Source organism: Chromobacterium sp. IIBBL 290-4 (assembly GCF_024207115.1).
GTDB lineage: Bacteria > Pseudomonadota > Gammaproteobacteria > Burkholderiales > Chromobacteriaceae > Chromobacterium.
Genome location: NZ_CP100128.1, coordinates 4,432,135 through 4,444,275 on the forward strand (window position 1 = coordinate 4,432,135; position 12,141 = coordinate 4,444,275).

Below are 12,141 nucleotides of genomic sequence, written 5' to 3' on the forward strand. Positions count from 1 at the left end.
ATGGCGGCGAATTACCTGCATGGCGTCGAAACCATTGAAGTCGAACGCGGCCCGCGCCCGGTGCGCACCGTCAAATCGGCGGTGATTGGCTTGATCGGCACCGCGCCGGCCGGCGCGGTCAACACCGCCACCCTGACGCTGTCGGAAAAGGACGCGGCGGCCTTTGGCCCGCAACTGGCCGACTTCACCATCCCGCAGGCGCTGGACGCGATTTACGACCACGGCGCCGGCACCGTCATTGTGATCAACGTGCTGGACCCTGCCATTCACAAGAGCAGCGCCGCCGCCGAGATGGTTGCGCTGGACAAGGCCAATGACCGAGCCAAGCTGGGGCGCGGCGCGGTATCCAATTTGGCGCTCAAGAACGCGGATGGCAGCGTCAACTATGCCGAAGGCGCGGACTATGCGCTGGACGCGCTGGCGGGCATCGTCACCCGCTTGAAAACCGGCAAAATCGCCGCTGGGGCGGCGCTCAAGGCGAGCTACGACTACGCCGATCCGGCCAAGGTGACCGCCGCCGACATCATCGGCACCGTCAACGCGGCCGGCGTGCGTACTGGACTGAAGGCGCTGAAGGACACCTATAACCGGTTCGGTTTTTTCGCCAAGTTACTGATCGCGCCCGGCTGGTGCACCCAGAATTCGGTGGCGGTGGAACTGGTGGCCATGGCGGAGCAGTTGGATGCGGTGGCCTATATCGACGCGCCTATCGCCACCACCTTCGCCCAGGCGCTGGCTGGCCGTGGTCCGGCCGGCACCATCAACTTCAACACATCCAGCGACCGCGTGCGCTTGTGCTACCCGCACGTAAAGGTATACGACCCGGTCTTGAATGCGGAACGGCTGGAGCCGCTGTCAGCCCGCGCTGCCGGCCTGCGCGCCAAGGTGGACAACGACAAAGGCTTCTGGTGGTCCAGCTCCAACCAGGAGCTGGCCGGCATCACCGGGGTGGAGCGGCAGTTGTCGGCGATGATTGACGACCCGCAATCGGAAGTGAATTTGCTGAACGAGCAAGGCATTACCACCGTCTTCAGCAGCTTCGGCAGCGGCTACCGCTTGTGGGGCAACCGCACTGCTGCCTGGCCGACCGTCAGCCACATGCGCAACTTCGAGAACGTGCGCCGCACCGGCGATGTGATCAACGAATCCATCCGCTACTTCAGCCTGCAATATATCGACATGCCCTTGAACCAGGCCACCATCGACTCGCTGGTGGAATCGGTGAACGGCTACGGCCGCAAACTGATAGGAGATGGCGCGCTGCTGGGCTTCAAAGCCTGGTTCGACCCGGCGCGCAACCCGGAAACCGAGCTGGCGGCCGGACATCTGCTGGTCAGCTACAAATACACGCCCCCGCCGCCGCTGGAGCGGCTGACCTTTGAAACCGAGATCAGCTCGGAATACCTGCTCAGCCTGAAGGGAGGAAACTGAAATGGCCGGCAAGATTGAAATCAACCGCATCACCAACGCCAATATCTACCTCAACGGCAATTCGCTGCTGGGGCGGGCGGATGAGGTAAAGCTGCCGGATGTGTCGGCCATCATGCAGGAACACAAGGCGCTGGGCATGATAGGCAAGATCGAGCTGCCGGCCGGCTTCGACAAGCTAGAGGGCGAGATCAAGTGGAACTCGCTCTACCTGGACGCGGCCAAGATAGCGGCCAACCCGTTCAAGGCGGCGCAACTGCAATGCCGCTCCAGCATCGAAACCTATGGCGCCCAGGGGCGGCTGCAGGAAGTGAGCCTGGTCACCTACCTAACGGTGATGTTCAAGAAAAACCCGCTGGGCACCTACAAACAGCATGACAACGCCGAGTTCGGCTCCGCCTTCAGTGCCACCTATCTCAAGCAGGTGATAGACGGCCAGGAGGTGCTGGAGCTGGACTACCTGGCCAACATCTTCCGAGTGGGCGGCGAGGACATGATGTCGGTGTACCGCAGCCATATCGGCGGCTGATCGTTGCTTCCAAGAACCAGGCCCGCGATTGCGGGCCTGGTTTATTTCGACGACAGGGCGACTAAATCAAGTCCTCCCGATATGGCTTCAGTTGCTCCTGCACCTTCGCATTGTCCTTATATTTCTTGTCTAGGCGCTTCAGCTGTCGCTTTGCGCTATCGCAGTAACGATTGATCTGCTTCACCAGCTTTCGCTGCTCTGCGGAACGCTCCCCACTGATTTCGCCAGATAAATGTATGCAGCTATCCGCGTCTTCCTGGAAACGCGCGACGTCTCCTGGCTGTTGAGGGGGAGCGGTTTCGGCTGCGGACGGTTGCATCGTTGCCATGCAGACCAGCAGGAAAAACGCTTTCATGATGTTTTGCATGGCCTGGCTTACTTGCAACCCTTCGTGATCTTGCCGCTATCAATGTCTTGAGTAGAGCAAGAGACCTCTTGATACTTGCCGGCCTTAAACGAAAGCCTGGTCAAATAGCATTTCCCGCCACGGCACTGAGCCTCCTCTATGTCCTTCATGCCGTTGCTGCCGCTGCCTAACACCCGAAAAGCGTCTGAATTGCCCGCATGGATGATGCTGTTCCGCTCATCCACAATCCAGTGAAAGAAGGTGTGCGCACCATAGAAAGTCGAGAGATACGGCTCCAGCTTTGGACGGACCAATAAGAAAGTCTTGTGGCTTGTGGAAAGGGGGAGCTTGCGGCTGACGAACAGCTGCTGATAGTCCCCAGCCTTGATGTCCTTGTCCGCCATTTCTTCGTCGGCCTGAGATTTCAGATCCGCATCCGAACTGACGATCAATTCCGCCTGCGTCTTGGACACGCCGGGCCAGCCATTCGTTTTCTGTTCCGTATAGGTTTCGAAGATAGGTTTAGCCAGCACAGCGCTTGAAAATAATGCGATTACCAGACCAAGAGCTTTCATCATCATTCCTTACTCACGGTTCCACCATGGCCTTTGAACATCGACACCACTTCTTCATATTTGAAGTAGTGCTGCCCCGCGACTCGGTTGCCAGCCCCTTTGCCTACAGGCATGGAGTTCCAAGTCTTGGCGGCCTTGCCAATCGCAACAGTCATGTCGCCATCGACCACAGCCTCGATTGCCTTGGCTTGCCTTAGGCCTTCCACCGCGATCAGGTCTTGCGTATGAGGCGAAAAGTCCGACAGCCCCATTTTCTTGATGCCGTTCTCGGTCCAGTTCGCTTTGTTAATTTGATACCGGCCTGCTGCAGTTGTTTTGCCGCCGGCGCCTGCGCCTGGGTGCGTGGAATAGTCTTTGATACGCCACTTGTCGTTTTTCTTACCCTTGACCGCGCCGTACATAAAGTCGTAATCGCCGCCTTCACAGTCGGCTATCGTGTCGAGAAAGGCTTTCACATTGGGTTTGCTGAGATAAGCCTCGTTCTGCGCTTTGCGAATGGCTTTCTTATCGACTTGGACAACCTTGGCGCTGCTATCGCTTGCGGGCGTGGTGGTTTTCTCTGCGACCTTGACTAAAGGCGTGCCCGTTTCGCTGACATGTGCGGTGGTATCAGTCATCAAAATCCCCAATATGGATCGCCACGATTTCCGCCGCCTTATGATCATCAAGCATATGGGTATGGCCACTACCATCCGTTTTTCCGCTCTCTTGACTGCCATCCGCTCGAATGATGGTGTACTCGGCATTTTTCAAAGGTTGGCCATCCTCATCTCGTAATTGATATTTGTCATTAAACATCAGCGCGACGGCGGCTGCGGCTGCCGCGGCAACAGCTGCGACATCGGCCCCTGCGCCTGTTGTGGCGGTGCCGCTGCCCTCATAACTGCGCATCACAGAGCCCAACGTGCTGATCAGCTTGGCGCCGCAGCTCACTGCATGGCCGTCCAGCGCCACGCCTTTGCCGCCCACCGTCCAGGTGGGGTCGCCTTCCACAATCACGCAGTTGGTGTGGCCTTGCTGCGGGCAGGTAACCGAATCGCCCACCAGGGCGACGGCCTTGCCGAACATGGTGGTGGTGCTGGAGGCGCTGACAACTTTGCCGCCGTGGCTGGTGGGATCGCCTAATCGGATAACGGGTTTCATGGGCGCAAAAATTACCACAATGCCTTGACGTTTTCGACTGGCCAATTGTGCATGACAGCTTTAAAGCCCTTTAACGGCTATCGGGTTAACCGCCGAGCACAATCCGTCTTGTTGTAACCGATCCCTCAACGAGAAAGACGCCGCCATGGACAAGATCACGCTGCAGTACCCGTTCACCAATGCCGCCGGCCAGCGCATCGAGGCGCTGGACATCAAGCGCCTGAAGCGCGCCGACCTGAAGGCGGCCAGCCGCTACAGCCAGGAGGACGCCGACCAGGAAGACTTTTTGTTCGCCCGCATGACGGGTCTGACGCTGGAAGACATCGACCAACTGGACATCGCCGACAGCAAGACGCTGTCCGATTGCTTTCGCCAAATGGTGGGCATCGGAGACCAGCCTGCAGCCGCTGGATGAGGTGCTGTTGATTGTGTTGCGGATACAGCCGTCCGAGATCGACGGGCTGGAGATGGCGAATTACTGGTTTTGGGTGGGAGCGGCTGAGCGGGAGCTCAAGCGCCGAAGCGCATAGCGCGGCGGTACACGGCCAGCACGACCCCCACCAATAAGCCAGCCGCAAAGGATGCGCCGGCCGCCAAGGGCGCGCCGGCCATCGCTGCCAGTGGCAAGGCGATGGCGAACAGGATGACCGCGGCCCACAGCGGCAGATTGGCAAAGCAGACCCAAGCCAGCCAGATGGCTCCGCTGCAGATGGCCAGCCAGTAAATGGCTTTGGCGGTAGTGAGGGCGGTTTTTTCAAACATGTTCACAGCATAGCAAAAGGTCGCATGGCATGGCCAATGAACTGCTGATCGGGGTAAAAATCGGCGCGGCGCTGTCCGGCACGTTCCAGTCTGCGTTCGCATCGGCGCGCGGCACCGCCTCGCGTCTGGGCCAGGTCGCCGACGAGTTGCGGCTCAAACACAATCGGCTGGGCGAGGCGATGGCGCAGGCGATGTCCCACCCCACGCGCAATGTCGCAGAACTGAAACGGCAATACGACCGGCTGGGCCAGACTCTGGACCAACTCCGGGGCAAGCAGGAGCGCCTGACCGCCAGCCTGGCGCGGGGCGAGATGTTAAAGGCAGCGCGCGCCGATTTGCGTGGCCAGGCGTTTGAGACAGCGGGCACGGCGCTGGCGTTGGGCGGGCCGATTGTCAAATCGGTACAAGTCGCGGCAGGCTTCCAGGATCAGATGCGCGACACCGCCATTACCGGCGAATTCAGCAAAGCCGAGGAAGCAAAGCTCGGCAGCGCAGTGCGGGATGCTGCGCTCAAGTGGAACCAGCTTCAGTCCGAAGTGGCCCGCGGCACCAACGTGCTGGTGGCCGGCGGCATCCAGGATGCGAAGGCGCTGGAGAAATACGCTCCGATCATGGCCAAAGCGGCAACCGCGACTCGCGCCAGCATGGACGACTTGGGCAGCGTGGCCATCGCCCTGAAGGACAACCTCAAGGTAGGCGAGGATGGATTTGAAGGCGCGCTCAATATGCTGGCTTACGCGGGTAAGCGCGGCCAATTTGAAATCCGCGACATGGCCAAGTGGTTGCCGGCGCTGTCGCCGTCGTTCCAGGCGCTTGGGGTCACTGGCAAAGAGGCCGTGGCCGAAATCGGCGCGGCCTTGCAGATTGCCCGCAAGGGGGCGGGCTCAAACGATGAGGCGGCCAACAATTTCAAGAACTTCCTGCAGAAGATCACCGCTCCAGACACCCTCAAGGATTTTGAGAAGGCGGGAATCGACCTCAAGAAAAGCATGATGAATCTGCGGGCCGAGGGCATGACACCCGTGCAGTCGATGTTGGAGATCATCACCCGCTACATGGGAAAGAAGGGACCGGAAGCTGCCGGGCAGTTTCAAAAGGTCATGGCAATTAAAGATGACAAGGAGCGCGAGGCCGCTCTGCAGCGTTTGTCGGAAGCCTACAAATTGGGCGAGCTGTTCCAGGACATGCAGGCGATGTCGTTTATCCGCCCGGCCATCGCCAATATGAAAGACATGAAAAGCATCAAGGACGGTTCAGTCGAAGCTAGTAACAAAGACCTGCTTGGGGGTGATTATAAAAAGCGCATGGAAACGGCGACCGAGCAGTTCAAGGCGTTCAAGATAGGCCTAGCGGATATCGGCATCACCATCGGCAATGCATTATTGCCGCCCTTGACTGAAATGCTGCAGGCGCTGAAGCCAGGCGTCAAAGCCTTTGGAGAGTGGGCCAAAACGCACCCTGGAATCATTAAGGGAGTCATTGGCTTGGTAGGCGGCCTCCTTGCCGGCAAGATGGCCTTCATTGGCATCAAGTACGGCATCAACTTGGTGCTGTCGCCGCTCACCTCGCTGACGAGCGCGATCACGACAGTGTCCAGCAAATGGACTCTATTGCGGGCCTTATGGCAAGCCGGCCGCTTCGCGCCGTTTATTTCCGGCTTGAGAAGTATCGGCGGCGGGGTCTTGGCGCTTGGTCGCTTCTTGCTACCGTTTGGCCGGGGCTTGGCGATGGCCTTCGGCTCTCCCTTGATACTGGCCGCGCGCGGCGTGCTGGCGCTGGGCCGCGTATTGGGCGGAGGCTTGCTTGGCGGCATTCGCCTGGCAGGCCAAGCCATCCTATGGCTGGGCCGCGCGGCGATGATGAACCCGATAGGCATAGCCGTGATGGCGATAGTCGGAGCGGCTTACCTGATCTATCGCTACTGGACACCCATCAAGGCGTTCTTCGGCAAAGTCTGGTCGGCAGTGGATGGTGTATTCAAGCGTTATCCGATCCTGAACTACATCTTCCCCATTATCGGCATCCCGCGGCTGATCATCGCCAACTGGGGCCGCATCAAAACCTTCTTCAGCGGACTATGGGAAGGCATCAAACAAGGCATGGCCAGCGCCTGGAGTTGGATGAAGTCCAAGGTGGCCAGCTGGATCGTCTACTGGTTGCCGGTGATCCGCTTTGCCGGCGAGCTGCCGGGCAAGTTCCTGCAGGCGGGCAAAGACCTGGTGATGGGGCTGGTGAACGGCATCAAGTCCAAACTCGGCGCGGCCAAGGATGCCATTGTCGGCCTGGGAGCGGGTATCAAGGGCTGGTTCGCCAACACCCTCGGCATCAAGTCTCCATCCCGCATCTTCATGGGTTTTGGCGACAACATCGCCCAGGGCGCGGCCATAGGCATCCAGCGTTCCGCAGCGGGCGCAGGCCAGGCGTCCGGCGCCATGGCGCTGGCGACCATTCGCGGCTGGGGCAAGCCTCAGCTGCCGGTAGCTGCCGCAGGGCCTGATGCTCTCAGCGGCCTGTCTGCGAGGGCGGCTGGCTCGGCTCAATCGCGTCTGGCCAACCGGGTGCGAGCAGCCGCTCAGCCCACCGAGACTGAGCCTGCCGCCGCCCAAGCTGCCAAGCCTAAGCCGGAGAAGCCTGGCTATGTCATCCACTTCAGCCCCGTCATTCATCTGCCGGCCGGCGCTCCGGAAGCGGCCAAGGCAGCGGTGCAAAGCGGCCTGCAGCTGTCCTTGCGGGAGCTGGAGCAGATGATCCGCCGCATTACGGCGCAACAAGACCGGAGGGCATTCAACTAATGTTCGCGCTCCTGGGCGAGGTGCAATTCGACCTCATTACCTATTTCGACGGTTTCGAGTCGCAGTTCGGCGCCGATTATGCCGAGCATGCGTTGATTGAAGGAAAGCCGCGGCTGCAGTGGATAGCGGACAAACTGGACGAAATCCGCATCCAGCTGTCCTTCCACAGCCAATATTGCGATCCGGAGGCCGAACTGCTGAAGCTGCGCCAGGCGTTGGCAAACCACCAGGCCATGGCGCTGGTGCTGGGCAACGGCGATTACAAGGGCTGGTTCGTTCTGACCGATGTGACGGCCACCAGCAAGCAAACGGACAAGGCCGGCACGCTGATCGCGCTGGAGGCCAGCATCACCCTGCGTGAATACGTGGGCGACAAGAAGAAGCCGCCCGCGCCGGCGGTGCAACCCAAGCAAGCGCCGCTGGCTGCCATCAGCCAACCCGCAGGCGGCGCGCTCAATGCCGCCGCCAACAGCATGCGCGAGCAAGTCAGCAAAATGGCGGCGCATGCCAGCCAGGCACAGGCCGCCATCCGGGTCGCGGGCGATGCCGCCGCGCTGGCCAAGCAGATGGGCAGCCCGCAGGCCATGCTGGGCCGCGTGCCGGGGCTGCTGTCGCAACTGAAAGATGCCGCCGGGCCATTGCAAAAATTGTCCAGCATGAGCGGGCTGCCCGAGATGGCCGGCATCGCCCGCAGCGCCAGCGAGGCGCTGGGCGTGGTCGACAGCGCCAAGAACGCGCTGTCCGGCGCGAGCGCCGGCAATATCCTGGGCCAACTAGAGCGGGCGTCCGCTTATCTGGGCGCGGCTGGCGGCGCGCTGAACGCCGCTGCGCCCGCCGTCTCCAAACTGGCCAGCCGCGCCATCACGAGGGCGATCTGATGTATTTGACCCATCTCACCATGGCTGGCGAGCGCTGGGACCAGATCGCCTGGCGCTACTATGGCGACGCGCTGGCATACGAGCAGATCATCGCCGCTAACCCACACGTCCGGATCGGCCCGGTGCTGACCGGCGGCCTGACGCTGTCCATCCCGGTGATTGAACAAGCCGACCTGGCTGAGGAACTGCCGTTATGGATGCGCTGAATGCCGTCCCGCACCCGGTGTTTCAGCTGGCTTACGGGCAGCACAACATCACCAGCGACATCACGCCCTATGTGCTGTCTGTGACCTACTCCGACTATCTGTCCGGCCAGTCGGACGAACTGGAAGTAGCCCTGGAGGATAGCGATGGCCGCTGGATCAATGCTTGGTATCCGCGCCAGGGCGACAGGCTGACGCTGAAGATCGGCTATGCCGGCGAGCCGTTGCTGCCTTGCGGCGAGTTCGAGATCGACGAGGTGGAGTTCTCCTTTCCACCGTCTACGGTGTCGATCAAGGCCTTGGCGGCCGGTGTGAAAAAGTCGGTGCGCACCCGCGTAGGCCGGGCCTACGAGAACACCACGCTGGCGGCCATCGCCCAGCGCATTGCCAAGCGCAACCGCCTGACGCTGGTCGGCAAAATCCGCGATATCCGCATCGACCGGGTGACGCAATACCAGGAGCGCGATGTGGCCTTCCTCACCCGGCTGGCGCGGGAGTTCGGCTACGTGTTCAAGATCACCGGCAACAAGATGGTGTTCAGCGAACTGGCCGACCTGCGCGACGGCTCGGCGGTGCTGACCCTGCAGAGGACCGACCTGACCTCGGTCCATCTGCGCGACAAGATCAAGGAGGTCTACCAAGAGGCCAAGCTCAAGCGCCACGACCCCAAGACCAAAAAGCTGGTGGTGTACGGAATGCAGAACGGCCAGGTGGCCGAGGTGGGCCATGCCACCCAGGCCAGCAAGAAAGGCGGCCACACGCCCGGCTCCAGCGGCGACACGCTGAAAATGGCCGGCCGCGCCACGTCCAGGGCGGCGGCCCACGCCAAGGTGAAGGCGGCGATGGACAAGAGCAACTTGGAGCAGACGTCCGGCAGCTTGGCGTTGCCAGGCCAGCCGAAGCTGGTGGCGGGCGCCACCTTCGATCTGGCCGGCCTGGGCAAGCTGAATGGCCGCTACCTGGTGGAATCGGCCCGCCATCGGATTGAGCGCGGCAGCGGCTACTCCACCGAGCTGGAGGTGAAGCGCGCCAGCCTGCCGGTACAGAAAGGCTCCGGCCATGCCGGCAAGAAGGCCGCCAGCAAAGGCCTGAAGGTCTATGGCATGAAAGATGGCAAGGTGGAGGTGGTCGGCGCCACGCCGCAGAAAGGCAAGAAGAAATGAATGAAACCCTGGACGAATTCGGCGCCACCATCAAGTACGGCACCGTCAGCGCCAGCAAGCCGGGCTTCGCCCGCGTGCGCCTGCCGGACATGGACAATATGCGCACCATGTGGCTGCCCATCGCCTACCCAAAAAGCCAGAACGACCAAGCCTGCTGGACTTACGACGACGGCGAACAAGTGGCAGTGCTGCTGGACGCGCGCGGCGAGGACGGCGTGATTCTGGGCGCGATCTACTCCGAAGCCGACCCGCCGCCCACCACCAGCCGCGACACCTTCCTGGTGCGGTTCAAGGACGGCGCGCTGCTGGAGTACGACCGCGCCAGCCACACGCTGACCGTGTCCGGCGTGCAGAAGGTGGTGATGCAGGCCAGCGCCGACATACTGCTGCAGGCCGGCAGCAAGGTGACGGTGGACGCGCCGGATGCCGAGTTCTCCGGCAACGTCCTGGTGAAGGGCAAGCTGGTGGGGCAAGGCGGGATGGCGGTGTCTGGCGGGGCCGGTTCGGCGGCGGTGATCAGCGGGGATGTGCGGGTGGATGGCGATGTGAGCGCCAGCGGGTCTATCATGGATGCGGGAGGGAATTCCAATCATCACACCCACTGATTGAGCTCAATGTTGTGAAGCGCAATACTCAGGAGGCCTGATTGTGTGACATAACCGAAAGAGAATATGCCATGCACAATTTAGGACATGTCGTAGTTGTCGTTTGGGCGTCTGCGCCGGGCGCAAACCATGAACGGAGGATGCACGCATGACACGACGCATTAATGACATAGCCGATGTATACGCAGCTGCACATAATACGGTCGCTGCTCCTAAACCGCCCGATCTCTTTACGGTGGGGGATGTGGTCAAGGTTAAGTTGCTGTCAGGGCAGTTGCTGTGCATTGCACTGGAGAGTGTCACACGGGACATCGGGCGTGTACTGAATTTTGTGTAAACGGACATTTGGCAGGAAACTGCCACCTAGTCTGGAGACACAATGAGCTCAAAGAAACACGACGTACCTGACACACTACTGGACAGCTTGCTGGCCGACTATCAGAAGCCCGAAGACCTCATCGGTGAGAACGGCCTACTCAAGCAACTGACCAAGCTGCTGGTCGAGAAAGCACTGGATGCTGAGATGGCCGCACACCTCGGCCATAGCAAACACGAGCCGGTGCTCAATCCAGCCGGCAACACCCGGAACGGCAAGAGCCGCAAGACCCTCAAGGGCGAGTTCGGCGAATTGCCTATCGAAGTGCCACGAGACCGCCAGGGTACCTTCGAGCCGCAACTCATTCCCAAGCACCAGACCCGCTGGACCGGCTTCGACGACAAAGTCATCTCGCTTTACGCCCGTGGTATGACTGTTCGGGAAATCCAGGCCCATCTGGAAGAGATGTACGGCACCGAGGTCTCGCCCAGCCTGATCTCCTCCATCACCGATTCCGTCACAGAAGAGGTCAAGGCGTGGCAGGCTCGCCCCCTGGACTCGCTCTATCCGATCATCTACCTCGACTGCATCCACGTGAAAGTACGTGAGGGAGCTGTACGTGTGAAAGCCGTCTATCTCGCCATCGGTATTACCCTGGCTGGAGAGAAGGAGGTTCTGGGGATGTGGCTGGCTCAGACGGAAGGAGCCAAGTTTTGGCTTCAGGTCGTGACCGAGCTGCGTAACCGGGGCGTACAGGACATCTTTATCGCCTGCGTCGATGGTCTGAAGGGTTTCCCGGAAGCGATCGAGGCGGTCTTCCCGAAAGCAGCGGTGCAGTTGTGCATCGTGCACATGGTGCGACACAGCCTGAACTACGTGTCGTGGAAGCGGCGTGCTGAAGTAGCCGCCGACCTGAAGCGAATCTACCAATCGGCCACCCTCGACGAAGCTGAGCAGCGGCTAGGTGAGTTTGAGGCCAAGTGGGATGACGAGTATTTGCCAATTGGTCAGTCCTGGCGGCGCAACTGGGCTCGGTTGACGCCATTCTTCGACTACCCGCCGGAGATCAGGAAAGTGATCTACACCACTAATGCCATCGAGTCGGTGAATATGAGTCTGCGAAAGCTGACCAAGAATCGGGGCTCGTTCCCGAGTGATGAGGCATTGCTGAAACTGTTCTATCTGGCGCTAAGGAACATCAGTCAGAAGTGGACCATGCCGATTCGGGATTGGAAGGCAGCGCTGACTCGCTTTACCATTCAGTTCGAGGAACGCATTCCACAGGCGTAACCCAAACCCCGTTTACACAAAAATTCGGACACGCCCGACATCCTCTCCGGGGAAGTAAAAAAAGTGGACCCCAGCGCCGGGGCGACCTATGCAATTGGCGAAAAAGTAGAG

15 protein-coding genes are annotated in these 12,141 nt (G+C 60.4%); 10 read left to right on the top strand and 5 right to left on the bottom strand.

Annotated elements, in window-relative coordinates:
* Positions 1–1,431, top strand: coding sequence for a phage tail sheath subtilisin-like domain-containing protein (locus tag NKT35_RS20915; protein WP_254296898.1), 1,431 nt, complete (start codon positions 1–3; stop codon positions 1,429–1,431).
* Between the two features lies 1 nt (position 1,432).
* Positions 1,433–1,957, top strand: a complete 525-nt coding sequence (locus tag NKT35_RS20920; RefSeq protein WP_254296900.1) for a phage major tail tube protein — start codon at positions 1,433–1,435, stop codon at positions 1,955–1,957.
* 61 nt (positions 1,958–2,018) lie between these two features.
* Here NKT35_RS20920 and NKT35_RS20925 read toward each other — a convergent pair whose 3' ends face one another.
* From NKT35_RS20925 to NKT35_RS20940, 4 genes are read right to left on the bottom strand one after another with little or no spacing between them, the layout of a single operon-like run.
* Positions 2,019–2,312: a hypothetical protein gene (locus NKT35_RS20925; RefSeq protein WP_254296901.1), complete on the bottom strand. Its 294-nt coding sequence runs from the start codon at positions 2,310–2,312 to the stop codon at positions 2,019–2,021.
* A 20-nt stretch (positions 2,313–2,332) separates the two neighbouring features.
* A complete protein-coding gene (locus NKT35_RS20930) occupies positions 2,333–2,884 on the bottom strand; it encodes a hypothetical protein (protein ID WP_254296903.1) in 552 nt (183 codons plus the stop codon).
* Positions 2,881–3,495, bottom strand: a complete 615-nt coding sequence (locus NKT35_RS20935; RefSeq protein WP_114072857.1) for a lysozyme family protein — start codon at positions 3,493–3,495, stop codon at positions 2,881–2,883. The genes NKT35_RS20930 and NKT35_RS20935 overlap by 4 nt, the downstream gene beginning before the upstream one ends.
* Positions 3,488–4,021, bottom strand: coding sequence for a PAAR domain-containing protein (locus NKT35_RS20940; RefSeq protein WP_254296905.1), 534 nt, complete (start codon positions 4,019–4,021; stop codon positions 3,488–3,490). Before NKT35_RS20940 ends, NKT35_RS20935 begins: the two co-directional genes overlap by 8 nt.
* A 145-nt stretch (positions 4,022–4,166) precedes the next feature.
* Here NKT35_RS20940 and NKT35_RS20945 point away from each other — a divergent pair, with 145 nt between their 5' ends.
* Positions 4,167–4,436 (top strand): phage tail assembly protein, encoded by a 270-nt coding sequence (locus NKT35_RS20945; protein WP_254296907.1) that lies wholly within the window; start codon positions 4,167–4,169, stop codon positions 4,434–4,436.
* 95 nt (positions 4,437–4,531) lie between these two features.
* Here NKT35_RS20945 and NKT35_RS20950 read toward each other — a convergent pair whose 3' ends face one another.
* On the bottom strand, positions 4,532–4,783 hold the full coding sequence (locus NKT35_RS20950; protein ID WP_254296909.1) for a hypothetical protein: 252 nt from the start codon (positions 4,781–4,783) through the stop codon (positions 4,532–4,534).
* A 29-nt stretch (positions 4,784–4,812) separates the two neighbouring features.
* Between NKT35_RS20950 and NKT35_RS20955 the strand changes: the two genes are divergently transcribed.
* The 7 genes from NKT35_RS20955 to NKT35_RS20985 all read left to right on the top strand — a co-directional run bounded on the left by NKT35_RS20955 (position 4,813) and on the right by NKT35_RS20985 (position 12,030).
* On the top strand, positions 4,813–7,575 hold the full coding sequence (locus NKT35_RS20955) for a phage tail tape measure protein (protein ID WP_254296911.1): 2,763 nt from the start codon (positions 4,813–4,815) through the stop codon (positions 7,573–7,575).
* Positions 7,575–8,453 (top strand): phage tail protein, encoded by an 879-nt coding sequence (locus NKT35_RS20960; protein ID WP_254296913.1) that lies wholly within the window; start codon positions 7,575–7,577, stop codon positions 8,451–8,453. Before NKT35_RS20955 ends, NKT35_RS20960 begins: the two co-directional genes overlap by 1 nt.
* The gene (locus NKT35_RS20965; protein ID WP_254296915.1) at positions 8,453–8,659 is read left to right on the top strand and encodes a tail protein X; all 207 of its coding nucleotides are present in this window, start codon (positions 8,453–8,455) and stop codon (positions 8,657–8,659) included. The genes NKT35_RS20960 and NKT35_RS20965 overlap by 1 nt, the downstream gene beginning before the upstream one ends.
* Positions 8,647–9,819 carry a phage late control D family protein gene (locus tag NKT35_RS20970; protein ID WP_254296917.1) on the top strand — a complete coding sequence of 391 codons (1,173 nt, stop codon included), beginning with the start codon at positions 8,647–8,649 and terminating at the stop codon, positions 9,817–9,819. The genes NKT35_RS20965 and NKT35_RS20970 overlap by 13 nt, the downstream gene beginning before the upstream one ends.
* Positions 9,816–10,424, top strand: a complete 609-nt coding sequence (locus tag NKT35_RS20975; protein WP_254296919.1) for a phage baseplate assembly protein V — start codon at positions 9,816–9,818, stop codon at positions 10,422–10,424. Before NKT35_RS20970 ends, NKT35_RS20975 begins: the two co-directional genes overlap by 4 nt.
* A gap of 148 nt (positions 10,425–10,572) precedes the next feature.
* Positions 10,573–10,761 (top strand): hypothetical protein, encoded by a 189-nt coding sequence (locus NKT35_RS20980; protein ID WP_254296921.1) that lies wholly within the window; start codon positions 10,573–10,575, stop codon positions 10,759–10,761.
* A 42-nt stretch (positions 10,762–10,803) separates the two neighbouring features.
* On the top strand, positions 10,804–12,030 hold the full coding sequence (locus NKT35_RS20985; protein WP_254293804.1) for an IS256 family transposase: 1,227 nt from the start codon (positions 10,804–10,806) through the stop codon (positions 12,028–12,030).
* Positions 12,031–12,141: the final 111 nt, after the last annotated feature.

Coding starts and splice junctions, on each gene's coding strand:
- NKT35_RS20915 (WP_254296898.1), top strand. CDS start 1: ATGGCGGCGAATTACCTGCATGGCGTCGAAACCATTGAAGTCGAACGC.
- NKT35_RS20920 (WP_254296900.1), top strand. CDS start 1,433: ATGGCCGGCAAGATTGAAATCAACCGCATCACCAACGCCAATATCTAC.
- NKT35_RS20935 (WP_114072857.1), bottom strand. CDS start 3,495: ATGACTGATACCACCGCACATGTCAGCGAAACGGGCACGCCTTTAGTC.
- NKT35_RS20970 (WP_254296917.1), top strand. CDS start 8,647: ATGGATGCGCTGAATGCCGTCCCGCACCCGGTGTTTCAGCTGGCTTAC.
- NKT35_RS20960 (WP_254296913.1), top strand. CDS start 7,575: ATGTTCGCGCTCCTGGGCGAGGTGCAATTCGACCTCATTACCTATTTC.
- NKT35_RS20950 (WP_254296909.1), bottom strand. CDS start 4,783: ATGTTTGAAAAAACCGCCCTCACTACCGCCAAAGCCATTTACTGGCTG.
- NKT35_RS20940 (WP_254296905.1), bottom strand. CDS start 4,021: ATGAAACCCGTTATCCGATTAGGCGATCCCACCAGCCACGGCGGCAAA.
- NKT35_RS20975 (WP_254296919.1), top strand. CDS start 9,816: ATGAATGAAACCCTGGACGAATTCGGCGCCACCATCAAGTACGGCACC.
- NKT35_RS20965 (WP_254296915.1), top strand. CDS start 8,453: ATGTATTTGACCCATCTCACCATGGCTGGCGAGCGCTGGGACCAGATC.
- NKT35_RS20930 (WP_254296903.1), bottom strand. CDS start 2,884: ATGATGATGAAAGCTCTTGGTCTGGTAATCGCATTATTTTCAAGCGCT.
- NKT35_RS20955 (WP_254296911.1), top strand. CDS start 4,813: ATGGCCAATGAACTGCTGATCGGGGTAAAAATCGGCGCGGCGCTGTCC.
- NKT35_RS20945 (WP_254296907.1), top strand. CDS start 4,167: ATGGACAAGATCACGCTGCAGTACCCGTTCACCAATGCCGCCGGCCAG.
- NKT35_RS20925 (WP_254296901.1), bottom strand. CDS start 2,312: ATGAAAGCGTTTTTCCTGCTGGTCTGCATGGCAACGATGCAACCGTCC.
- NKT35_RS20980 (WP_254296921.1), top strand. CDS start 10,573: ATGACACGACGCATTAATGACATAGCCGATGTATACGCAGCTGCACAT.
- NKT35_RS20985 (WP_254293804.1), top strand. CDS start 10,804: ATGAGCTCAAAGAAACACGACGTACCTGACACACTACTGGACAGCTTG.